This is a genomic window from Vibrio sp. ER1A (genome assembly GCF_000733315.1).
GTDB classification, from domain to species: domain Bacteria; phylum Pseudomonadota; class Gammaproteobacteria; order Enterobacterales; family Vibrionaceae; genus Vibrio; species Vibrio mediterranei.
Genome location: NZ_JPJA01000006.1, coordinates 53667 through 75847 on the forward strand (window position 1 = coordinate 53667; position 22181 = coordinate 75847).

20 protein-coding genes are annotated in these 22181 nt (G+C 44.4%); 10 read left to right on the top strand and 10 right to left on the bottom strand.

Annotated features, from left to right (window positions below):
- The first annotated feature begins 33 nt into the window (after positions 1–33).
- Complete coding sequence (gene trmD / locus HW45_RS02040; protein WP_038224311.1) at positions 34–783, top strand: tRNA (guanosine(37)-N1)-methyltransferase TrmD; 750 nt, start codon at positions 34–36, stop codon at positions 781–783.
- 42 nt (positions 784–825) lie between these two features.
- Positions 826–1179 (top strand): 50S ribosomal protein L19, encoded by a 354-nt coding sequence (gene rplS, locus HW45_RS02045; RefSeq protein WP_006074418.1) that lies wholly within the window; start codon positions 826–828, stop codon positions 1177–1179.
- 198 nt (positions 1180–1377) lie between these two features.
- On the opposite strand, the gene yacG is transcribed toward rplS, so the two are convergent.
- The 8 genes from yacG to nadC all read right to left on the bottom strand — a co-directional run bounded on the left by yacG (position 1378) and on the right by nadC (position 8428).
- Complete coding sequence (yacG, locus tag HW45_RS02050) at positions 1378–1572, bottom strand: DNA gyrase inhibitor YacG (RefSeq protein WP_006074419.1); 195 nt, start codon at positions 1570–1572, stop codon at positions 1378–1380.
- 21 nt (positions 1573–1593) lie between these two features.
- Positions 1594–2334 (bottom strand): cell division protein ZapD, encoded by a 741-nt coding sequence (gene zapD / locus HW45_RS02055; RefSeq protein ID WP_031494891.1) that lies wholly within the window; start codon positions 2332–2334, stop codon positions 1594–1596.
- A gap of 31 nt (positions 2335–2365) precedes the next feature.
- Positions 2366–2974 (bottom strand): dephospho-CoA kinase, encoded by a 609-nt coding sequence (gene coaE, locus HW45_RS02060; protein WP_038224313.1) that lies wholly within the window; start codon positions 2972–2974, stop codon positions 2366–2368.
- Between the two features lie 2 nt (positions 2975–2976).
- Positions 2977–3846 carry a prepilin peptidase gene (locus tag HW45_RS02065; RefSeq protein ID WP_038224315.1) on the bottom strand — a complete coding sequence of 290 codons (870 nt, stop codon included), beginning with the start codon at positions 3844–3846 and terminating at the stop codon, positions 2977–2979.
- A gap of 42 nt (positions 3847–3888) precedes the next feature.
- Positions 3889–5115 carry a type II secretion system F family protein gene (locus HW45_RS02070; protein WP_038224317.1) on the bottom strand — a complete coding sequence of 409 codons (1227 nt, stop codon included), beginning with the start codon at positions 5113–5115 and terminating at the stop codon, positions 3889–3891.
- Positions 5116–5125: 10 nt separating this feature from the next.
- A complete protein-coding gene (pilB, locus tag HW45_RS02075) occupies positions 5126–6817 on the bottom strand; it encodes a type IV-A pilus assembly ATPase PilB (protein WP_038224379.1) in 1692 nt (563 codons plus the stop codon).
- On the bottom strand, positions 6817–7296 hold the full coding sequence (locus HW45_RS02080) for a pilin (protein WP_038224319.1): 480 nt from the start codon (positions 7294–7296) through the stop codon (positions 6817–6819). Before HW45_RS02080 ends, pilB begins: the two co-directional genes overlap by 1 nt.
- A 241-nt stretch (positions 7297–7537) precedes the next feature.
- Positions 7538–8428, bottom strand: a complete 891-nt coding sequence (nadC, locus tag HW45_RS02085) for a carboxylating nicotinate-nucleotide diphosphorylase (RefSeq protein ID WP_006074430.1) — start codon at positions 8426–8428, stop codon at positions 7538–7540.
- A 135-nt stretch (positions 8429–8563) separates the two neighbouring features.
- Between nadC and ampD the strand changes: the two genes are divergently transcribed.
- The 5 genes from ampD to lpdA all read left to right on the top strand — a co-directional run bounded on the left by ampD (position 8564) and on the right by lpdA (position 16713).
- On the top strand, positions 8564–9148 hold the full coding sequence (ampD, locus tag HW45_RS02090) for a 1,6-anhydro-N-acetylmuramyl-L-alanine amidase AmpD (protein WP_006074431.1): 585 nt from the start codon (positions 8564–8566) through the stop codon (positions 9146–9148).
- A gap of 384 nt (positions 9149–9532) precedes the next feature.
- Positions 9533–10300, top strand: coding sequence for a pyruvate dehydrogenase complex transcriptional repressor PdhR (pdhR, locus tag HW45_RS02095; protein WP_006074432.1), 768 nt, complete (start codon positions 9533–9535; stop codon positions 10298–10300).
- Positions 10301–10356: 56 nt separating this feature from the next.
- The gene (gene aceE / locus HW45_RS02100) at positions 10357–13020 is read left to right on the top strand and encodes a pyruvate dehydrogenase (acetyl-transferring), homodimeric type (protein WP_038224321.1); all 2664 of its coding nucleotides are present in this window, start codon (positions 10357–10359) and stop codon (positions 13018–13020) included.
- A 30-nt stretch (positions 13021–13050) separates the two neighbouring features.
- Positions 13051–14961: a pyruvate dehydrogenase complex dihydrolipoyllysine-residue acetyltransferase gene (gene aceF, locus HW45_RS02105; protein ID WP_038224323.1), complete on the top strand. Its 1911-nt coding sequence runs from the start codon at positions 13051–13053 to the stop codon at positions 14959–14961.
- A 324-nt stretch (positions 14962–15285) separates the two neighbouring features.
- On the top strand, positions 15286–16713 hold the full coding sequence (gene lpdA, locus HW45_RS02110) for a dihydrolipoyl dehydrogenase (RefSeq protein ID WP_006074435.1): 1428 nt from the start codon (positions 15286–15288) through the stop codon (positions 16711–16713).
- A gap of 100 nt (positions 16714–16813) precedes the next feature.
- Here the strand turns inward: lpdA and HW45_RS02115 are convergent, their stop codons facing one another.
- Positions 16814–17434, bottom strand: coding sequence for a LuxR/HapR/OpaR family quorum-sensing transcriptional regulator (locus tag HW45_RS02115; protein ID WP_006074436.1), 621 nt, complete (start codon positions 17432–17434; stop codon positions 16814–16816).
- A 527-nt stretch (positions 17435–17961) separates the two neighbouring features.
- Between HW45_RS02115 and hpt the strand changes: the two genes are divergently transcribed.
- On the top strand, positions 17962–18492 hold the full coding sequence (gene hpt, locus HW45_RS02120) for a hypoxanthine phosphoribosyltransferase (protein ID WP_038224325.1): 531 nt from the start codon (positions 17962–17964) through the stop codon (positions 18490–18492).
- A 64-nt stretch (positions 18493–18556) separates the two neighbouring features.
- On the opposite strand, the gene can is transcribed toward hpt, so the two are convergent.
- Complete coding sequence (gene can / locus HW45_RS02125) at positions 18557–19216, bottom strand: carbonate dehydratase (RefSeq protein WP_006074438.1); 660 nt, start codon at positions 19214–19216, stop codon at positions 18557–18559.
- Between the two features lie 232 nt (positions 19217–19448).
- Between can and HW45_RS02130 the strand changes: the two genes are divergently transcribed.
- Both HW45_RS02130 and HW45_RS02135 read left to right on the top strand, forming a co-directional pair.
- The gene (locus HW45_RS02130) at positions 19449–21095 is read left to right on the top strand and encodes a SulP family inorganic anion transporter (protein WP_038224327.1); all 1647 of its coding nucleotides are present in this window, start codon (positions 19449–19451) and stop codon (positions 21093–21095) included.
- A gap of 165 nt (positions 21096–21260) precedes the next feature.
- Positions 21261–22181, top strand: coding sequence for an ABC transporter ATP-binding protein (locus tag HW45_RS02135; protein WP_038224329.1), 921 nt, complete (start codon positions 21261–21263; stop codon positions 22179–22181).

Genomic DNA, 22181 nt, shown 5'->3' on the forward strand with positions numbered 1-22181 from the left:
CCTTAATTGGTAACTGAAAGAGCGAGAGAACAGATGTGGGTTGGCGTAATTAGCCTTTTTCCAGACATGTTCCGCAGCGTTACTGATTATGGAGTAACAGGTCAAGCGGTTAAAAAAGGTCTACTGTCGATTGAGACATGGAATCCTCGTGATTTCACTCACGACAAACATCGCACTGTCGATGATAGACCCTACGGTGGTGGTCCTGGCATGTTGATGATGGTTCAGCCATTGCGCGATGCCATTCACGCAGCCAAACAGGCATCACCGGGTAAGACGAAAGTTATTTACCTTTCTCCTCAAGGTCGTAAGCTCGACCAGATTGGGGTAGAAGAACTAGCGAAAAACGACAACCTTGTGTTGATTTGTGGACGCTACGAAGGGGTAGATGAGCGCATCATCCAAACAGAGGTTGACGAAGAATGGTCAATCGGAGATTTTGTGATGACAGGTGGGGAAATCCCAGCCATGACGCTAATCGACTCAGTCTCACGGTTTGTTCCGGGAGTACTAGGCGATTTTGCTTCAGCAGAAGAAGATTCTTTTGCAAATGGCTTACTAGATTGTCCACACTATACGCGCCCTGAAGTTCTAGACGATTTAGAGGTACCAAGTGTCCTCAAGTCTGGTAACCATAAGGACATTCGTCGCTGGCGACTTAAGCAGTCGTTAGGCCGTACTTGGCTAAGAAGACCGGAGCTCCTGGAAAACCTAGCTCTGACTGACGAACAGGAACAATTACTTGCCGAGTTCATAAAAGAGCATCGAGTTAATAGCAAGTAACCTATTTAATTTAGTATCAGTTTATTCTAGGAATTTAAGAACATGAGTAACATCATCAAGGCTCTTGAAGAAGAGCAAATGAAATCAGGCCTACCTAAATTTGCACCAGGTGACACTGTTGTAGTTCAGGTTAAAGTAAAAGAAGGTGACCGTGAGCGTCTACAGGCTTACGAAGGCGTTGTAATCGCTATCCGTAACCGTGGTCTTCACTCTGCTTTCACTGTTCGTAAGATCTCGAACGGCGAAGGTGTTGAGCGTACGTTCCAAACTCACTCTCCAATGGTTGATAGCATCGAAGTTAAACGCCGTGGTGCAGTACGTCGTGCCAAGCTGTACTACCTACGTGAGCGTTCTGGTAAGTCTGCTCGTATCAAAGAGAAACTTGCTAAGAAGTAATGCTATTTTACTAGCGTTCTCAAGTATTAAGCGGAGCCCAAGGGCTCCGCTTTTTTTATGTTTGAAGTTAATACATTAGCACTTTTACTTATGTGTCCGGTTAGAGCTGTTAGCTATAAGCTCGGTCAATACTCTTTGATAAGATCCCTGCCTACGCAGGGATGACGAGATATACGGGACGGTAACTGCTGGACCGGGTTAGTAATTATCTTCTGACCAGCCATCGCTGTCAGACATATCTGGTGCGCCAGGAATGGTGTTCTCTTCGTCGGCCCACTCACCAAAATCAATCATTTGGCACTGCTTTGAGCAAAACGGGCGAAAAGGGCTGTCTTCGTTCCATACAACTTCAGCTTTACATTGAGGGCATGGAACAACGGTTGGTTTACTCATAGTGATTCCTGAGTGTTACTTTCAGCTGCAAACAGCTAATTCAAATTCAATATCATTAGGGTAGGCTTGACCTGATTCAAAGGCAATAAACTTCACTGCAAAGCGGTTTTTATGTCCTGAAATCATTGGGTAGACACCATACTCCATTGGAATGGTTAGACGAAGGATATTGGCTTCTTCAGCGTCACTTTGATAAAATCCAGAGCGGGCAATTTGTTTCTTAAAACGACCAGTCTCACGAGTGAGCTTCAGCCATAACTGAAGGGCATTCATAAGTGGTTTGACTGACGCTAACCAAGCTTCAGCATCATGCATACGTTTTTCAATCGGTAGATGTAACCAGTAATGCAATGACGGAAGATCGAAACAGCATGAACCACCCGGCAGTCCAAATCGTTGGCGGATTGCGCTGAGGAAGCGATCTTCTTTCAGAGATTGACCGAATCGTTCGGCCATCATTAAATCTTTATGTACACCATCTAGATCCCTTAAGATCGAGCCTAGCATTTCCTGATCGACGTCATCGACATTAAGCCATGCACGATAAGTTTGACGTTGCTTTTCAAGATCTTTAGCGAGTTCGCTTTTGAGCTGGATTTGTTCAAAGATCTCCAGTAAATCAAACAGTGATTTGAAGAAAATTTGATACTGATAATTATCTGAAAAAGACGAGGAGTGCTGAAGCTGTCTCAATAGAGATTCAACTCTTAGGTACATTCTTGTTTTTTCATTAAGAGGGTGTTCGAATCTATTTGTGATCATCTGCTAGCCTTTAAACGCTTCCCTGCTATTTTCACCGATTTTGTTCGCATAATGCTAGGTACTTTTGGTGTAATTCTGTGACTTGGGACAAAAGTTGAGCGTTATCAGTATTATTATCAATCACATCGTCAGCATGCAATAAACGAGTTTTTCGGTCTACTTGTGCTTTGAGTATAGAACGCACTTGTGACTCAGGCACCCCATCACGTGTCATTGTTCGGTAAATTTGTGTTTCTTCACAGACATCTACAACTAAAACACGGTCAGCCATAGTTTGTAGCCCATTTTCAATGAGAAGTGGAACTACGAATAGGGTATAAGGGCTGGTGGATGCATCCAGTTGTGATTGCATGCGCTCTCTGATCATCGGGTGCAGTAAGTTATTCACCCAAAGCTTTTCGTCCTTGTTAGCAAAGATGCGCTCCCGAAGTGCACTGCGATTAAGGGAACCATCTTTTTGAAGGATCCCAATACCAAAGTGTTGCGTTAAAGCGTCAAGACCTGCCGAACCTACTTCTACTACTTCTCGAGCAACAAGGTCTGCATCGACCAAATCAATAGCAAAATTATCGTGAAAAAGGTTGGCAACGGTGGTTTTTCCGCTGGCAATGCCGCCGGTAAGTCCAATAACAAATCCCATGGTTACACCCCTATATACGACGTTAGGTAGTATTGAATGATTTGCTCGCCCCACAAAGCGCTAATCCAACCAGCAATGGCGAGATAAGGGCCGAAAGGAAATGCAACATCAATCCCTTTCTTTTGCATTCGCAATTGAACGAGACCAAATAAAACCCCAACAACGGATGACATTAAGACGATCAAAGGCAAGTGTTGCCAGCCTAACCATGCTCCGAGAGCTGCCAGCAACTTAAAGTCACCGTAGCCCATGCCTTCTTTACCTGTTAGTAGCTTAAACAGCCAGAAAATGGACCATAAGCAGAGGTAGCCAGCCATGGCACCAATTACAGAATCCGTTAACGAAATTGGAGAGATACCTAATAATGCTAGTGCAATGCCTAACCACATCAGAGGTAAGGTAAGCTGGTCTGGCAACAGCATGGTATCGAAGTCAATGAAAGTGGCACTGATAAGCACGAAGGTAAAGACGATTAACGCTAAGCTGTATTCGCTATACCCAAGTTGCCACGCTACGGTTGCACACATGGCTGCCGTCAGGAGCTCAATAAGTGGGTAACGAGCACTGATTTTATGACTGCAATGATGACACTTGCCCTTAAGTAACAACCAGCTGAGTACAGGAATATTATCGATAATTCGAATCGGTGTATGGCATTTAGGGCATGCCGAGCGCGGCACGCTAAGGTTAAATTTATCTTCTGGAGGGGCAATTTTGTACTCAGGAAAGGCTTCGGCACATTCTTCGCGCCAACCACGCTCCATCATTATCGGTAATCGATAAATGACGACATTCAAAAAACTGCCAACGATCAAGCCGAAGAGAGCCGCAAAAGCAGGGAAGAGCCAAGGATAATAAGAAAATGCGTCCATTCTTGAGTATGAAACCGTAAAATCAGTGAGTTATTGCCTATGTTAGCCTATTACCGACATTAAGTTAAAGATAGGTAAGTACATTGCAATCACTAACCCGCCAATTATTGTGCCAAGGAAGACAATAACTAAAGGCTCGATGATTGTTCCTAAGTTGTCTACGATGTTATCGACATCCGCCTCATAGATGCTAGCGATCTTATTGAGCATTTCATCTAACTTGCCAGTTTCTTCACCTATCATGACCATTTGCAGCACCATCTCAGGGAAAGCGAGACTGTTTCGCATTGCTAAATGAACAGGTACGCCCGCTACGACATGAGTGTGTATAGAAAAAATAGCTTGTTGAAAGTAAGCGTTCTCTGTTGTTCTTGCGCTCGCTTGTATGCCTGTGAGTATCGGTATTCCAGAACTAAAACTGGTCGCTAATGTCCGGCTAAATTTGGCAATGGTTGCTTTGGTAATGATGTCGCCAACAACGGGTAGTTTGATGGCTAATTTACTTATATATAATTCGGCAGTAGCATTTTTAAGGCTAATAAACTTAATGCTAGCAATCAATAAACCTAGAGAAGCAACGCTAACCAGTCCGTATGATTGGCTCCAGTTTGATAGCTCCAGCACCTCGGATGTGAACCAAGGTAAATTGGCATTGAACCCTTTAAACATCGATTCAAATTCAGGAATCACACTCGTGAGCATCAAATAGGTTACGGCACAAGAAACTATCAGCACCATACTTGGATATATCATGGCTTTAACGACTTTAGACTGCAGAGCATCATGTTTTTCACGATATGTTGCTAACCTATCTAACGTCACCGCAATGTTTCCGGACGATTCGCCCGTCGCAATCATATCGATATAGAAGCGGTCAAAATGTGTACTTAGTGCTTGTAGCGCTTGAGCGATAGGGACGCCACTCTCCACTCGGCTAGCGACCTGATTAAGGACCGATTTCATTTCGGCTTTGGAGTGGCTTTCAGAGATAAGCTTAAGGGCTTGAACAAGAGGAACTCTTGTCGTCAGCAAAGTAGCCAATTGCCTAGTGAATAGAGTGATGTCTTTGCGTGAAATCTTGTGGGTTAATCTGGTCCAAAACGAAATGCGATGGCGAGAAATTTTTCTGATATGGATTTGCTGCCGACCTAATTGATTTCTGACCTCCATTTCGGTTAAAGCAAGGATTTGCCCCTTGGCTTTTGCGCCAGATCGATCAACACCTCTCCAGCGGAACTTTCTTAATGGCATAGGAAGCGGGTTAGGCATAGGGGCATTCTCATTCGAAATAAAGGACACGCTGTAGTTCTTGGTAGCTTGTCAGTCCAAGTGTGAGTTTTTCAAGCCCCGCTTGTTTAAGTGTCATCATTCCTTGTGACACAGCGATGACTTCAAGATCTTGAATACTGGCTTTCTGAAGAACGGCAGCGCTTAACTCGTTGGAAAAAACCAGCACTTCGTAAATACCGATACGACCCGAATAACCTCTATTACATTTGCTACAACCAACATCATTGGCTCTGTAAATCTTTTGGCTGGAGGATATATCGAGACTGCGGAGCAGATCTTTAGGGAGGTGATCTGGGCGCTTACATAAAGAGCACAAACGGCGAGCGAGCCGCTGCGCGATAATTAGCGAAAGTGAAGACACGAGGTTGAAGCTCTCTATTCCCATATTTTGTAGCCGTGTGATGGTCTCAAGTGCGGAATTAGTGTGCAAAGTTGACAGAACTAGATGACCTGTTTGAGCCGCTTTAACCGCAATCTCCGCTGTGTCGAGATCTCGTATTTCTCCCACCATAACCACATCCGGATCTTGGCGTAAAAAAGTGCGTAAGGCTGCAGAAAAACCAAAGCCTATCTTAGGGTTAACTTGAACTTGGTTTATCCCATCTAGATGTATTTCAATCGGGTCTTCGGCAGTAGAGATATTTCGCTCTGGGGTATTAAGACGTTTGAGTCCCGCATAGAGGGAGACGGTTTTGCCACTTCCTGTAGGCCCGGTCATTAACACCATTCCTTGGGGCTTGTGCAACGCTTGAAAGTATAGGTCTTGTTGAGTGTCGTTATACCCTAATTGCTCGATATCCAAATGGGCAGAGTTTAGGTCGAGAATTCTCAAAACTACCTTTTCTCCCCACATAGTTGGCAGGGTTGATACCCGGATATCCGTGGTGGAGTGTGGTGATAATTTGAGTTTGATTCGACCATCTTGAGGAAGACGGCGTTCAGCAATATCTAGTTTAGCGAGAATCTTAAGGCGAGCGGATAGTCTGCGGCTTAATTGTATCGATGGCTGATGTGCCTCAATAAGAATACCATCACAGCGAAGTCGAATTCGATACTGGTGTTCGTATGGCTCAAAATGAATATCGGACGCTTTCTTGCTGACAGCTTCTAATAGGATTTGGTGAATGAAACGGCTGACAGGCGAGTCATCCAGCATTAGCTCATCGTAATGCTCAAGTTCACTCTCATTCACTTGTACTAAGTTTGCCAGTTCGTGAGAGGTGAGTTCCTTAGTCTGTTGGCTCCATTGCTCTTGACCCTCTCCATAAATTTTGCGTATTGCGGCGTTTATGTCTTGATGGTTAGCCAAGCTCAGTTCGATTTGCAATCCTGAGGCAAACTTAAAATCACTTTCTAACTGCGAGGGGGTGGGATCGCTGACCGCAACGGTTAGAACGTTGTCGCGCAGTGAAATAGGTAAGGCTTGGTATTGAGTTATGACGTCCCGTAAACCGAGTTGTTGGCACAAACTCGCATAGTCGTTGTCCTTTATCGATACTATTGGGAGTCCAAAAACGTCGGCTAGAACAGCAACAAGCTCTTGAGCCTGACAAAGGTTGAGCTCAGTTGCTCCTTCTGGAACGGAGCAACCAGATAACATGGACAGGTCATATAACGCAGTTTCTTGCGTTTCATCGATGGCGTTAGCCTGTCTTAAAATAGATGGGAGAGTGGACGGGATCATTCAGGTACCGTTACTGAGACGCTTTCGGAATATTGACAGCCCTTTGGTAATACTCCGGATTCTTCCGTGGCAGTACTAATACATGCCCATCCGCCTTGAGCATTTCGTGCTAATGCCAATTTATAATTACTAACCGAAGGACTTGCGTTGGGGACTTGATCAAATGACAAAATAATATTGCCTGCACTGCTGACTCCAGCCTCGGCTTCAATGGCTTCAATAATTGCGTTGGGGAAACCTAATCGGGTTTTTAAGGCTGGTGTAGTTTCGGTATCAGGAAAGCTTCCTTGCTCAAGAGTGTACGCTTCGATATTGGTGCGAAGCCCCGATAAGGTCGCTAAAGCAGAGGCTGCCTCACTTTTTCCAATGTATTTTTGATATTGCGGTAGAGCGACAGCGGCAAGTACACCGATAACGGCAACCACAATCATCAGTTCGATTAAGGTAAACCCTTTTTGGTTAATTCCTTGGTGCATAGTGATTCCTCAGAGACATAAAGCTTGAACAGTAAAGGCATCACCGCTGACGTTGAAGCGACTAGATAAGCGCTTACGAGGAGGCGTGGATAATTAAAAGCAGACTTGCAAAAAATGAGATTGGTGTTGCGGAGCAAGTGGCTATTTCGGGTTTAGAACTCTGGATAGCGTAATTCTGGAAATAAAAAAGCGAAGCTCAAATAGGCTTCGCTTTAGTAAGATTCTCTTATTGATAAATAGACTAGTCTTTAAATCTCATCGACAAGTCCATTGCTTTCAAGTGCTTGGTCAAAGCACCTACAGAAATATAATCAACGCCAGTTTCCGCAAACTCAGCGATGGTGTCCATAGTGACATTTCCTGAGTTTTCTAAAGCAGCACGGCCAGCGTTAATCTCAACCGCCTTGCGCATCATGTCGGTGCTGAAGTTATCGAGCATAATGATATCCGCTCCTGCATCAATAGCTTGTTGCAGCTCTTCTAGAGATTCCGTTTCGACTTCAACTGGTTTGCCAGGATTAAGCTGTTTCGCAGTTTCAATAGCTTTAGTGATACCACCACAGGCAATGATGTGGTTTTCTTTAATTAAGTAAGCGTCAAATACGCCAATGCGGTGGTTAAAGCCACCACCACAAGCGACAGCATACTTCAAGGCACTGCGCAGGCCAGGAATCGTTTTGCGTGTATCTAACAGTCGGCACTCGGTATGCGCAATTTTCTCAGCGTACTGCGCAACCACGCTGGCGCAGCCAGACAGAGTTTGGATGAAGTTCATAGCGTTACGTTCGCCGGTAAGCAAGACTCTCGCAGGGCCTGTTAGTGTGCAAAGCACTTGATTTGGTTCCACCTTGTCACCATCTTGGACATGCCATTCAATGACGACTTCACCACCAAGTTGCTTAAAGACTTCATCAGCCCACATTTGGCCACAGAACACACCGTGCTCACGAGTAATAATCGTTGCAACGTTCTGAGTCTCAGCCGGAATTAAACTTGCAGTGATATCCGCTGTGGCATCTAGTGTACCACCGAGGTCTTCGCGTAGTGTATCTGCCACGGCACGAGAGATTTCTGCTGGTAGTTGCTGCTTAAGATATTCGAGGCGTTCTTGACTGTTATGTGTGTTCTTCATCGCTAAAACTGTCTTTGTGGGGTAACAAAGTGCGCATGATACTCTTGCTTGTGCGGAATTTCAGCATCAATTCTCGCATTTTCTTTGTTGTCGGATAAAATCATAACGACATAAAGGTAGATGGAGTCTAGATGTATGCGCAGTAGCAATACAAATGAAGGTAAACAAAGCTTGGAGCTTATTGATGCTCAAGGGTGGTATTGTCATGCGCGAATTGTCCCATCTCCTCACTATGATGTCCGAACAGACACTAGTGATATATCACTACTGGTTATTCATAACATCAGCTTACCGCCAGGTCAGTTTGGTGGCTCTTACATCGAAGACTTTTTCCTAGGCAAGCTCGACTCGTCAATTCACCCTTTCTTCAAAGTGATTGAGAACATGCGAGTATCTGCGCACTGTTTGATTCGACGTGATGGAGAAGTGGTCCAGTTTGTGCCATTTCTTGCTCGAGCCTGGCACGCAGGAGTATCGAGTTTTGCTGGCCGAGAGAAGTGCAATGATTACTCGATCGGTATTGAGCTTGAAGGGTCGGACTATGTGGCTTACACCGATGAACAGTACCTCAGTCTGCAGCGCCTAAGTAGTGCCTTGATTCAATCGTATCCATTAATTACTCAACCACGTATCACTGGGCATCAATATATTGCCCCGCTGAGAAAGAGTGATCCCGGCCTTGTTTTTGACTGGGCTCGATTTAGAAAATCATTGTCATAAAAAACCATTGTTCAATTACTGAGCGGTTGGGTTTTGCTGCAGATTTATTTTGTTATTCAAATTATTAATAACCCGGCCTTGGGTTATTCCTTCCTTTATTGATATTGGTCAAGTTTCCTTGTCCGACAAAACTATTCCTTTGTTGTTGATTTATAAGTGTTTTTATAGCGCGCAATTTGCCCGATAAGTTTCTTGTATGTAATTGGTCTGACCATGAGTGTTGATGTTTTAATCTATAAATGTTTCAGAATGGTTAATGCAAGGCCGGTTCTATGATTTGAATCAATTTTTCACTAGACATCGGTGTTTTAAATGTGTTAATTTTTACGCCAATTTGAAATTGGTAATACCAATTAACTTCGAAAGAAAAGTAGAATAATAAATATGGCTTATCAAAGGATTCGTCAGCCGAAACTTTCTGATGTGATTGAACAGGAATTGGAACGCTTGATTGTTGAAGGGACACTTTCAGCAGGTCAACAGCTTCCACCTGAACGAGAGCTGGCTAAACAGTTTGATGTTTCTCGACCTTCTATTCGAGAAGCGATTCAGCGCTTAGAAGCGAAGAAACTACTTACCCGCCGCCAAGGTGGAGGTACGTTTGTGAGCGAAAATATTTGGAAAAGTTTCTCGGATCCGTTGCTAGACCTTCTATCTTCCCATAATGAAACGCAGCTTGACTTGCTCGAAGCACGTCATGCTATGGAAGGGATTTCTGCTTATTTCGCAGCATTGCGTGGTACCGATGAAGATTTTGCTCAAATTGAAAATTGCTTAGGCACTATTCGTAAAGTACAAGAAACCGATGACATCGAAGCAGAAGCTGCTGCGGTCATGGCTTTTCTTGTTGCGTTAACTGAAGCTGCACACAATGTTGTTTTGCTTCATATCGTGCGAAGCCTAGCACCACTGCTAGAGCAAAATGTTTTACAGAATTTAAAGTTATTGCACCGCCGAAGTGAAGTGGTGGAGAAAGTCAGTAAACACCGAGCTAATATCGTGGAAGCGATTGTTTCTGGAAAGCCTGAAAAGGCACGTGAAATGTCTCATTCACACTTAGCTTATATCGAAGAAACATTGTTGGATTTGACTAGAGAAGAGTCTCGACGTGAGCGCTCTTTAAGACGAATTCAACAAGATAGTGATTCTTAAAACTAGAAACGCTTACTTTTATTAAGTAGATCCAACCAACAGAAGGAAAGATCGCCATGTCTGACATGAAGCATGACGTAGATGCACTGGAAACTCAAGATTGGCTACAAGCACTTGAGTCCGTTGTTCGCGAAGAAGGTGTAGAACGCGCGCAGTTCCTACTAGAAACAGTTCTAGAGAAAGCACGTTTAGACGGCGTTGATATGCCAACAGGTATCAACACTAACTACATCAACACTATTCCAGCAGCACAAGAACCAGCTTACCCTGGTGATACCACGCTTGAGCGTCGTATTCGTTCGATTATTCGCTGGAACGCAATCATGATCGTATTGCGTGCTTCTAAGAAAGACCTAGACCTTGGTGGTCACATGGCTTCTTACCAGTCTGCAGCAGCATTCTATGAAGTGTGCTTCAACCACTTCTTCCGTGCTCCTAACGAAACAGACGGTGGCGATCTAGTTTATTATCAAGGTCATATCTCACCAGGTATCTACTCTCGCGCATTCGTTGAAGGTCGTCTAACTGAAGAGCAGCTAGATAACTTCCGTCAAGAAGTAGATGGTAAAGGTATTCCTTCATACCCACACCCTAAACTGATGCCTGAGTTCTGGCAGTTCCCAACAGTATCTATGGGTCTAGGTCCAATTTCTTCGATCTACCAAGCTCGTTTCCTTAAGTACCTAAACGGTCGCGGCCTTAAAGACACTTCAGCTCAACGTGTTTACGCCTTCCTAGGTGATGGTGAGATGGATGAGCCAGAATCACGTGGTTCACTGTCTTTCGCTGCGCGTGAGAAGCTAGATAACCTATGCTTCCTAATCAACTGTAACCTTCAGCGCCTAGATGGACCTGTAATGGGTAACGGTAGCATCATCCAAGAGCTAGAAGGTCTATTTAAAGGCGCTGGCTGGAACGTTGTTAAAGTTATCTGGGGTAACAACTGGGATGCACTACTGGCGAAAGATACGTCAGGCAAACTACTACAGCTAATGAACGAAACTGTAGATGGTGACTACCAAACATTTAAGTCTAAAGATGGCGCGTACGTACGTGAGCACTTCTTTGGCAAGTACCCAGAAACAGCAGCACTTGTTGCTGACATGACAGATGACGAAATCTTCGCGCTTAAGCGTGGTGGTCACGATTCTTCTAAGCTGTATGCAGCGTATAAAAATGCGGCAGAAACTAAAGGCCGTCCTACAGTAATCCTAGCTAAGACAGTTAAAGGTTACGGTATGGGTGATGCAGCTGAAGGTAAGAACATCGCACACCAAGTTAAGAAGATGGACATGACTCACGTACTACACCTACGTGACCGTCTAGGTCTTCAAGACATTCTAACTGATGAGAAAGTAGCAGAGCTTCCATACCTAAAACTGGAAGAAGGTAGTGCGGAATACGAATACCTACACGCTCGTCGTAAAGCACTTAAAGGTTACACGCCACAGCGTCTACCTAAGTTCACTCAAGAATTTAAAGTTCCTGAGCTAGAAGAGTTCGCGCCGCTACTAAGCGAGCAGAAGCGTGACATCTCAACTACGATGGCATACGTTCGTACGCTTAATATCCTGCTTAAGAACAAGAACATTGGTAAGAACGTTGTTCCTATCATCTGTGACGAAGCTCGTACGTTTGGTATGGAAGGTCTATTCCGTCAGATCGGTATCTACAACCCACACGGTCAGGAATACACACCAGAAGATAAAGGCATCGTTTCTTACTACAAAGAAGCAACCTCTGGTCAGGTTCTGCAAGAAGGTATCAACGAGCTAGGCTCAATGGCTTCTTGGGTTGCCGCTGCAACTTCATACAGCACTAACGACCTACCAATGATTCCGTTCTATATCTACTACTCAATGTTTGGTTTCCAACGTGTAGGTGATATGGCATGGATGGCAGGTGACCAACAAGCTCGTGGTTTCTTATTAGGTGCTACAGCTGGCCGTACAACACTAAATGGTGAAGGTCTACAGCACGAAGATGGTCACTCGCACATCATGGCGAACACAGTACCTAACTGTATCTCTTACGACCCAACATTCGCTTACGAAGTTGCGGTAATCATGCAAGACGGTATCCGTCGCATGTACGGTGAGAACCAAGAGAACGTGTTCTACTACCTAACTGTGATGAACGAAAACTACGCAATGCCAGCAATGCCAAAAGGCGCTGAAGAAGGCATCCGTAAGGGTATTTACAAGCTTGAATCTTACGCTGGTGATAAGTCTAAAGTTCAGCTAATGGGCTCTGGTACTATCATGAACGAAGTACGCAAAGCAGCGACTATCCTAAGCGAAGAGTACGGCATTGCATCTGACGTGTTCTCTGTAACATCGTTCAACGAGCTAACTCGAGATGGTCAAGACGCAGAGCGTTTCAACATGCTTCACCCAGAAGCAGAAGCTAAAGTACCTTACATTGCACAAGTAATGGGTACTGAGCCTGCAATCGCCGCGACTGACTACATGAAGAACTACTCTGAGCAAGTTCGAGCGTTCATGCCTTCAGAGTCATATAAAGTACTTGGTACAGATGGTTACGGCCGTTCAGACAGCCGTGAAAACCTACGTCGTCACTTCGAAGTTAACGCAGGCTACGTGGTAGTTGCAGCACTAACTGAACTAGCGAAGCGCGGTGATGTTGAGAAGTCTGTTGTGACTGAAGCAATTGCTAAGTTCAACATCGACACTGAAAAAACTAACCCACTTTACGCTTAATACAGCGCTTAATTAGAAGGTAAATAAGCAATGGCAATCGAAATTAATGTACCTGACATCGGTGCGGATGAGGTTGAAGTTACTGAGATTCTTGTAAGCGTTGGCGACAAGGTAGAAGAAGAGCAGTCTCTTATCACTGTTGAAGGCGACAAAGCTTCTATGGAAGTTCCAGCGTCTCAAGCAGGTATCGTTAAAGAAATCAAAGTAGCGGAAGGCGATTCTGTTACGACAGGTTCTCTTATCATGATTTTCGAAGCCGAGGGTGCAGCTGACGCTGCACCTGCTCCTGCGGCAGAGGCGGCTCCAGCAGCGGCTCCAGCTCCAGCAGCGGCGGCTGAACTTAAAGAAGTTCACGTTCCAGATATTGGTGGCGATGAAGTAGAAGTTACTGAAATCATGGTTAAAGTTGGCGATACAGTAGAAGAAGAGCAATCTCTTCTAACTGTAGAAGGCGACAAAGCTTCGATGGAAGTACCAGCACCATTTGCAGGTACGGTTAAAGAGATCAAGATTACTGAAGGTGATTCAGTAACAACTGGCTCTCTTGTGATGGTGTTCGAAACTGCGGGCTCTGGCGCGGCAGCTCCAATAGCAGAAGCTCCTGCAGCACCTGCGGCGGCTCCAGCAGCATCTGCTGAAAAAGAAGTAAACGTACCAGATATCGGCGGTGACGAAGTTGAAGTTACTGAAGTAATGGTAGCGGTTGGCGATACAGTAGAAGAAGAGCAATCTCTAATCACTGTGGAAGGCGACAAGGCTTCAATGGAAGTTCCAGCACCATTTGCAGGTACAGTAAAAGAAATCAAAATTGCAGCTGGCGACAAAGTAACGACTGGCTCTCTAATCATGGTATTTGAGGTGGCCGGCACTCCGGTTGCTGGTGCGGCTCCAGCTCCTGCTCAAGCGGCAGCACCTGCTCCAGCAGCAGCTCCTGCCGCATCGGCGGACCGTCCAAAAGCTGAAGCTTCAGCAGCTGCACCTGCAGCAAACGATTTCCAAGAAAACAACGATTACGCACACGCGTCTCCAGTTGTTCGTCGTCTAGCTCGCGAATTTGGCGTTAACCTTTCTAAGGTTAAAGGTACTGGTCGTAAGAGCCGTATCCTTAAAGAAGACGTTCAGTCTTACGTTAAAGATGCACTTAAGCGTCTTGAGTCTGGTGCTGCGGCATCTGGCAAAGGCGGTGACGGCTCTGCTCTTGGTCTACTACCTTGGCCGAAGGTTGACTTCAGCAAGTTTGGTGAGACTGAAGTTCAGAAGCTTTCTAAGATCAAGAAGATCTCTGGTGCTAACCTTCACCGTAACTGGGTAATGATCCCGCACGTTACACAGTGGGATAACGCGGATATCACAGCCCTAGAAGCGTTCCGTAAAGAGCAAAACGCTATCGAAGCGAAGAAAGATTCAGGCATGAAGATCACTCCACTTGTGTTCATCATGAAAGCTGTTGCAAAAGCACTAGAAGCATTCCCTGCGTTTAACTCTTCTCTATCGGAAGATGGCGAGAGCATCATTCTTAAGAAGTACGTGAACGTTGGTATCGCGGTTGATACGCCAAACGGCCTTGTTGTTCCAGTATTCAAAGATGTAAACAAGAAAGGCATCTACGAGCTATCTGAAGAGCTAATGGTAATTTCTAAGAAAGCACGTGCAGGTAAATTAACTGCGGCTGACATGCAAGGTGGCTGTTTCACTATCTCAAGCCTAGGTGGTATCGGTGGTACAGCATTTACGCCTATCGTAAATGCGCCTGAAGTAGGTATCCTTGGTGTATCTAAGTCTGAAATGAAGCCTGTGTGGAACGGTAAAGAATTCGAACCACGTCTGCAGCTACCTCTGTCTCTATCATACGATCACCGTGTGATTGATGGTGCAGAAGGTGCACGTTTCATTACTTATCTAAACAGCTGCTTAAGCGATATTCGTCGTCTAGTACTGTAAGATAACTTTCCCTCTCTCGCTCCCCCTTGATTAGGGGGAGAATTTGTTTTCTGATAGTTTCAGCAAAAAAGTCGCGCCCATGATTGGTAAGCGAGTGAGGGAAAAACAAATTCATACAACATTTCCAACGTGAATTGTTGTCTAGCTCACAGGCTAAATTGATTTACTTTTCACACCATTAACATCTCTGTAAAATGTTGGCGGTCTGAAATCATAATTGTTTAAGTTATTTGTTTAATAGAACGTCTGTTTAAAACGAAGTCTAAGCATATAAAAATCAATACCCACTCAGCCTGTTAGGGATAATGACTACAAGAGGTCAAAATGAGCAAAGAAATTAAAGCCCAAGTGGTAGTACTTGGTGCCGGTCCTGCTGGTTACTCCGCTGCATTCCGTTGTGCCGATTTAGGCCTAGAAACCGTTCTTATTGAACGTTATAGCACGCTTGGTGGTGTGTGTCTGAACGTGGGTTGTATCCCATCTAAAGCACTACTTCACGTTGCTAAAGTTATCGAAGAAGCAAAAGCGCTTGCTGACCACGGTATCGTATTTGGTGAGCCACAGACTGACATAGATAAGATTCGTCTATGGAAAGAAAAAGTTATTAACCAACTTACTGGTGGTCTTGGCGGTATGGCTAAGATGCGTAAAGTAAATGTGGTTAACGGTTTCGGTAAGTTTACTGGTCCTAACTCAATTGAAGTTGAAGGCGAAGACGGTAAAACGGTTGTTAACTTCGACAACGCCATCGTAGCTGCGGGCTCACGCCCTATTAAATTGCCATTCATCCCGCATGAAGACCCACGTATTTGGGATTCTACTGATGCGCTAGAGCTAAAAGAAGTACCAGGAAAACTGCTTATCATGGGCGGTGGTATCATCGGTCTAGAAATGGCGACGGTATATCACTCTCTGGGTTCTCAGATTGATGTTGTAGAAATGTTTGACCAACTTATCCCAGCTGCGGACAAAGATATGGTTAAAGTCTACACCAAGCGTATTAAGAACAAGTTCAACTTGATGCTTGAGACCAAGGTAACAGCAGTTGAAGCTAAAGAAGATGGCATCTACGTTTCAATGGAAGGTAAGAAAGCTCCTTCTGAAGCTGAGCGTTACGATGCAGTACTTGTGGCTATCGGCCGTGTGCCAAACGGCAAACTGCTTGATGCAGAAAAAGCGGGTATTGAAGTAGACGAGCGTGGCTTTATCAATGTTGATAAGCAAATGCGCACAAACGTTCCTCACATCCATGCAATTGGTGATATCGTTGGTCAACCAATGCTTGCTCACAAAGGTGTGCATGAAGGTCACGTAGCGGCAGAGGTTATCTCTGGTAAGAAGCACTACTTTGACCCGAAAGTGATTCCTTCAATTGCTTACACTGAGCCAGAAGTCGCTTGGGTTGGTAAGACTGAGAAAGAAGCGAAAGCAGAAGGTATCAACTACGAGACTGCGACATTCCCATGGGCAGCGTCAGGTCGTGCAATCGCATCTGACTGCGCAGACGGTATGACTAAGCTTATCTTCGATAAAGATACTCATCGCGTAATTGGTGGTGCTATCGTGGGTACTAACGGTGGTGAACTGCTTGGTGAAATCGGTCTAGCGATCGAGATGGGTTGTGATGCTGAAGATATCGCATTGACTATCCACGCTCACCCAACGCTTCACGAATCTGTTGGTCTTGCAGCAGAAGTATTTGAAGGCACTATCACTGACCTTCCAAATGCAAAAGCGAAGAAAAAGAAATAATTTCTGAGTGAAGAAAAAACGGCCAGTTTCGTACTGGCCGTTTTTTTATAGATACTATTTAAAATCAAACCCTTAAGCATTTGTGCTCAAGGGCTGTTTTTTAGTGGCGGCTATCTTTCTCGTAGATGCAAACCATATCCATATAGCAGTCGGTCAACGACTTAATGGATTCACCATCACTACTGCGATTAGCTTCAACAAACAGTGAATAGCAAATACCGTGGAATAGGCTAGTAAGATGCTTAGTGTTGTGTTGAGAGCAGACTTCGCCACGTTCAATGGCTTTAATGAACATGTTTTCAATCAGTGCTTGGCTAGTTTTGTTCGATGAAACAAACAATGGCCAAACCTCATCGCGCGTAGATGTACTCCATTCAAACCATACCTTATTCCAATGACAGTCTTCGATCACCATATCCACCACACCATCAAGAATATTGGTTAGGTTTTCTTTGATGTCGACATCAAGGTCAATGGTATTTGATAAAAAGTTGGAATACTGACAGACGACGTGGTTAAGTACTTCATCAACCAAGTCTTCTCGTGTTGGGAAGTAGTTGAATACCGTTGCTACTGAAACTTGTGCAATTTCTGCGATATCCGCGTGACCTCCACGACCAATGCCGCGTTTCGCGAATACTTCTAGTGCAATCTCCATAAGCTGTAACTTGCGCTTTTGTGGAGATAAGCGAGTTCTAGGTCTTTTTACTATTGAGTCCATAATATTTCCTTGCCAACGTTGGTAGGGCTGGTAACTCTATGAGTACGTCCAACTGCGCCCTGTTTGTTATACAGAGTCAGAGATTTGGTCCAATATGAAAGCTGTTATACACAATAACTGGCATATTAATGTTAGTTTTTGGTTAACAATTTCCATTTTGGAAATCACATGCTCTATTTTTTCTTTTGTTTGATAAGTGTAATGGTGCATATGTGCTTTGGTCAATAGTCATACACTGATAATTTTCATAATTAGCATTAATTTACCTGCATATCACACTTTGCGCTGAAAGCGTCATATTCTTTCAACACCATGCGTTAACAAAGATTCGTTCTGGTTTATACCAACAGAGTAATTTGACGCCAGATTTTCGCCTGATTTTTATCCTGAGTCAGAAAGTGATACCATACCGAGCAAATGTGAACGCTTGGTATTTCTTCACTAAAATAGTGTTGTCTGTTTTAGGAGGGGACTCACAGCTACTGTTGCTGTGGCGACCAAGTTAACCAATCAACATCGAGATAGATATGAAACATACTGTTGAAGTCATGATTTCTGAGCAAGAAGTTCATGAGCGTGTAAAAGTGCTAGGTAAAGAAATTACTGAACACTACAAAGGTAGCGAAGATTTAGTTATGGTCGGCTTGCTACGTGGCTCTTTTGTCTTTATGGCGGATTTGGCTCGTGCCATCGAGCTAACTCACTCAGTAGACTTTATGACGGCATCAAGCTATGGCAATACCATGGAAAGCTCACGTGATGTGCGCATCCTGAAAGATCTTGATGATGATATTAAAGATAAAGATATCCTACTGGTGGAAGATATTATCGATACTGGTAATACCTTAAATAAAGTGAAAGAGATTCTATCGCTACGTGAACCAAAATCTATTCAGATTTGTACCTTGCTAGACAAGCCATCACGCCGTGAAGTCGATGTCGATGTTAAATGGATTGGCTTCGAAATCCCGGATGAGTTCGTAGTGGGTGTTGGTATCGATTACGCTCAGAAATATCGCCACTTACCTTACATCGGTAAAGTGGTACCTCAGGAATAAATCTGGTCGTACAAACATAAAAAATGCCCATCTCTGTGAGATGGGCATTTTTCTAAATACTGAATTATTTTAGTACTTCGGTACTCAAAATTTTCGACATGGCAGCTTGGTAATTTACTTCAAGACTCTCTCTGCTTGAACAGCGAACACCGAGATCTTGCAACTTACCATCACCAATGCCATAGACCACACCATGAACTTCAACTTCTTGGCCGCGTTCCCAAGCGTTTTGCATAATGGTTGAGTTACCTAGGTTATACACCTGCTCAGCAACGTTAATCTCACAAAGCTTGTCACCCCACATGTCGCGTGGCAATTCACCGAGCCAGTTACGATGCTTTAAGTACAAATCGCGGATATGTAGAAGCCAGTTGTTAATGAGCCCAAGCTGTGGGTTATCAATAGCAGCATTCACGCCACCACAGCCATAGTGACCACAAACGATGATGTGTTTGACTTTTAGCACATCTACCGCGTATTGCACTACAGATAGGCAGTTAAGATCGGTATGAATGACTTGGTTGGCAACATTACGGTGAACAAAGAGTTCGCCTGAATATAACCCCGTTAGACGCTCTGCTGGTACTCGGCTATCGGAGCAACCAATCCAAAGGAATCCAGGGTTTTGGCCTTCCTCTAGCTTTGCGAAATACTCTGGTCTTTCGGAGCGAATTTCTTCAGACCACTTTGAATTGTTGTCAAAGAGTTGTTTGATTTCCGGCATGATACTTCCCTTCAATAATTCGAGATACTATACACAATGTTACAAATTGAATCTCGAAAAAAAAGTATCAAAATGTACTCATCTGACGTGTTCATGTACCTAAAATCAGTGACTTAACGATTCAGTGAAAAAAACTTATATCTTATGAAAATTGAATGGCCCTTATTAGTTATTAACTTATTGTCACATTTGTTAAGGTGAGGCAATTTTTTGGTTATTTTCAAGGATAGTAATGAAGTTAGGACGTCGTTTTGAAGATATAAACCTTAAAGGGGATGTATTTGGCGGGGTAACTACCGCGATTATTTCATTGCCACTGGCGTTGGCGTTTGGTGTGGCATCTGGAGCAGGCGCAGAAGCAGGGCTGTGGGGCGCAATCATGGTGGGGCTGTTTGCCTCTCTATTTGGCGGTTCTTCTAGCCTTATTTCCGAACCGACAGGCCCTATGACGGTCATCATGACAGCGGTATTGACGGCAATGATGGCTAAGTACCCGGAAACGGGGATGGCGATGACCTTCACTGTCGTTATGATGGCGGGTATTTTTCAAATCTTGCTTGGTACGTTAAAACTCGGAAAATATGTTACCTTGATGCCATACAGTGTTGTCTCGGGGTTCATGTCGGGAATTGGTGTGATCTTGGTGATTCTTCAACTGGCGCCACTATTGGGACAAGCCGCGCCAACGGGCGGCGTTATTGGGACAATCAAGGCATTACCTGAACTGCTGACCCATATCGACTTTTCAGAATTATTCCTTGGGTTACTGACGTTAGCGATTCTATTTCTGTTCCCTAAAAAATACCGTCAACATATTCCTCCGCAGCTTGTCGCGTTAGTGTTAGTCACAGTGATATCTATGCTGTTTTTCAGTAGTGAGAGTATTCGCAGAATTGGCGAGATTCCAGCAGGTTTACCTTCTTTGGTTATACCGCATTTTAACGCCGAAATACTGACTACCATGCTTATCGATGCGCTTGTACTCGGCACATTAGGCTGTATTGATACTTTATTAACGGCGGTTATCGGTGACTCTCTAACTCGTAAAGAGCATGACTCAGATAAGGAGCTGCGCGGCCAAGGGTTAGCGAACCTTATCGCAGGTTTGTTTGGGGCTCTACCGGGAGCGGGTGCGACGATGGGAACGGTGACCAATATCCAAGTAGGGGCTCGCTCTCCATTGTCGGGTGTGGTGCGGGCATTGGTGTTGGCGCTGGTGGTACTGGTGGCAAGTGGTTTAACTGAACCTATTCCAATGGCGGTGTTGGCAGGCATTGCTGTTTATGTCGGTTTCAACATACTGGACTGGAGCTTTATTCAGCGAGCACATAAGGTGAGTTTGGCCGGTATGGCTATCATGTACGGTGTTATGCTGCTGACTGTATTTGTAGATCTTATCGTTGCCGTAGGCCTTGGTGTGTTTATCTCGAACATCATCATTATTGAAAGATTAAGCCGTGAGCAAGCTCGTCAGGTAAAAGCGATCAGCGATGCTGACGACGACGATGTGCCGTTAAGTGAATATGAGCGAGAGTTGCTAGAACAAACCCAAGGTAAGGTACTGTTTTTCTACTTATCTGGGCCAATGATTTTTAGTGTCTCTAAAGCGATTTCAAGACAACACTCAAGTATTGCTGATTATCAAGCGATGATACTAGACCTTACGGATGTTCCTATGATCGACGTAACGGTTGGTCTTGCGCTAGAAAATGCCATCAAGGATGCCAAAGACGCAGAATGTCAGGTGTACTTGTTATGTCCAAATACGCAAACTCGACAGCAATTGGATAAATTCCACGTTATTGATCTTGTTCTGGATGGCAATATCTATCAGCAGCGAGAACACGCACTGGACGCCGCATACAAGGCAACGGTTTAAAAGGGATAAAAAGCGAGTACTAACATACTCGCTTTTTTTATAGCCAATTTATCACCACCACTTGAAAACTTGAGCCATCATCATCATGTGTAAGGGTATATTCAAACTTTTCGATATCATTGGAAATATCAAATTATTCCAATGATGCATTCTACGGTGCAAATTATGATCGCATTAGAAATTGAGCAGTTAAAAAAGACCTATGCAGGCGGTTTTGAAGCGCTTAAAGGGGTGAGTCTTCAAGTTGAGCAGGGAGACTTTTATGCTTTGCTTGGGCCTAATGGGGCGGGTAAATCGACCACCATCGGTATCATTACGTCCCTAGTCAACAAAACATCGGGCAAGGTCTCGGTGTTTGGTCACGATATTGATAAAGAACTTGAACTGGCGAAGCAGCAACTTGGTCTGGTGCCACAAGAGTTCAACTTTAACCAGTTCGAGACCGTTGAGCAGATTGTTCTTCAGCAAGCAGGGTATTACGGTGTGGCTAAGGATGTGGCGAAGCAGCGCGCGCAAAAGTACCTCTCTCAACTAGACCTTTGGGAAAAGCGTAGCGAGCGAGCACGAAACCTCTCCGGAGGAATGAAGCGTCGACTTATGATTGCTCGCGCTCTAATGCATGAGCCCAAACTACTCATTCTTGATGAACCGACGGCGGGGGTTGATATTGAACTTCGTCGTTCAATGTGGGATTTCCTTAAAGAGATTAATCGACAAGGTATCACCATTATTCTGACGACTCACTACCTTGAAGAAGCGGAACTACTTTGCCGTAATATCGGTATTATCCAACGCGGTGAACTGATTGAGAACACATCGATGAAAGCTTTGCTCAATAAGCTGGATGTAGAAACGTTTATTCTCGATATCGACGCAAGCGTTGATATTCCTGAGCTACAAGGGGTTAAATCGCAAAATGTGGTGAATGGCTCTTTGGAGATAGAAATTGAGAAAACTCAGGGGTTAAACCACATTTTCACTCAGCTTTCCGAGGCTGGTATTAAAGTGCTGTCAATGAGGAACAAAGCCAACCGACTTGAAGAGCTATTTGTTTCTATTGTGCGTAACCAAATGGAGGCAAACTGA

Coding starts and splice junctions, on each gene's coding strand:
- trmD (WP_038224311.1), top strand. CDS start 34: ATGTGGGTTGGCGTAATTAGCCTTTTTCCAGACATGTTCCGCAGCGTT.
- rplS (WP_006074418.1), top strand. CDS start 826: ATGAGTAACATCATCAAGGCTCTTGAAGAAGAGCAAATGAAATCAGGC.
- yacG (WP_006074419.1), bottom strand. CDS start 1,572: ATGAGTAAACCAACCGTTGTTCCATGCCCTCAATGTAAAGCTGAAGTT.
- zapD (WP_031494891.1), bottom strand. CDS start 2,334: ATGATCACAAATAGATTCGAACACCCTCTTAATGAAAAAACAAGAATG.
- coaE (WP_038224313.1), bottom strand. CDS start 2,974: ATGGGATTTGTTATTGGACTTACCGGCGGCATTGCCAGCGGAAAAACC.
- HW45_RS02065 (WP_038224315.1), bottom strand. CDS start 3,846: ATGGACGCATTTTCTTATTATCCTTGGCTCTTCCCTGCTTTTGCGGCT.
- HW45_RS02070 (WP_038224317.1), bottom strand. CDS start 5,115: ATGCCTAACCCGCTTCCTATGCCATTAAGAAAGTTCCGCTGGAGAGGT.
- HW45_RS02080 (WP_038224319.1), bottom strand. CDS start 7,296: ATGCACCAAGGAATTAACCAAAAAGGGTTTACCTTAATCGAACTGATG.
- nadC (WP_006074430.1), bottom strand. CDS start 8,428: ATGAAGAACACACATAACAGTCAAGAACGCCTCGAATATCTTAAGCAG.
- ampD (WP_006074431.1), top strand. CDS start 8,564: ATGCGCAGTAGCAATACAAATGAAGGTAAACAAAGCTTGGAGCTTATT.
- pdhR (WP_006074432.1), top strand. CDS start 9,533: ATGGCTTATCAAAGGATTCGTCAGCCGAAACTTTCTGATGTGATTGAA.
- aceE (WP_038224321.1), top strand. CDS start 10,357: ATGTCTGACATGAAGCATGACGTAGATGCACTGGAAACTCAAGATTGG.
- aceF (WP_038224323.1), top strand. CDS start 13,051: ATGGCAATCGAAATTAATGTACCTGACATCGGTGCGGATGAGGTTGAA.
- lpdA (WP_006074435.1), top strand. CDS start 15,286: ATGAGCAAAGAAATTAAAGCCCAAGTGGTAGTACTTGGTGCCGGTCCT.
- HW45_RS02115 (WP_006074436.1), bottom strand. CDS start 17,434: ATGGACTCAATAGTAAAAAGACCTAGAACTCGCTTATCTCCACAAAAG.
- hpt (WP_038224325.1), top strand. CDS start 17,962: ATGAAACATACTGTTGAAGTCATGATTTCTGAGCAAGAAGTTCATGAG.
- can (WP_006074438.1), bottom strand. CDS start 19,216: ATGCCGGAAATCAAACAACTCTTTGACAACAATTCAAAGTGGTCTGAA.
- HW45_RS02130 (WP_038224327.1), top strand. CDS start 19,449: ATGAAGTTAGGACGTCGTTTTGAAGATATAAACCTTAAAGGGGATGTA.
- HW45_RS02135 (WP_038224329.1), top strand. CDS start 21,261: ATGATCGCATTAGAAATTGAGCAGTTAAAAAAGACCTATGCAGGCGGT.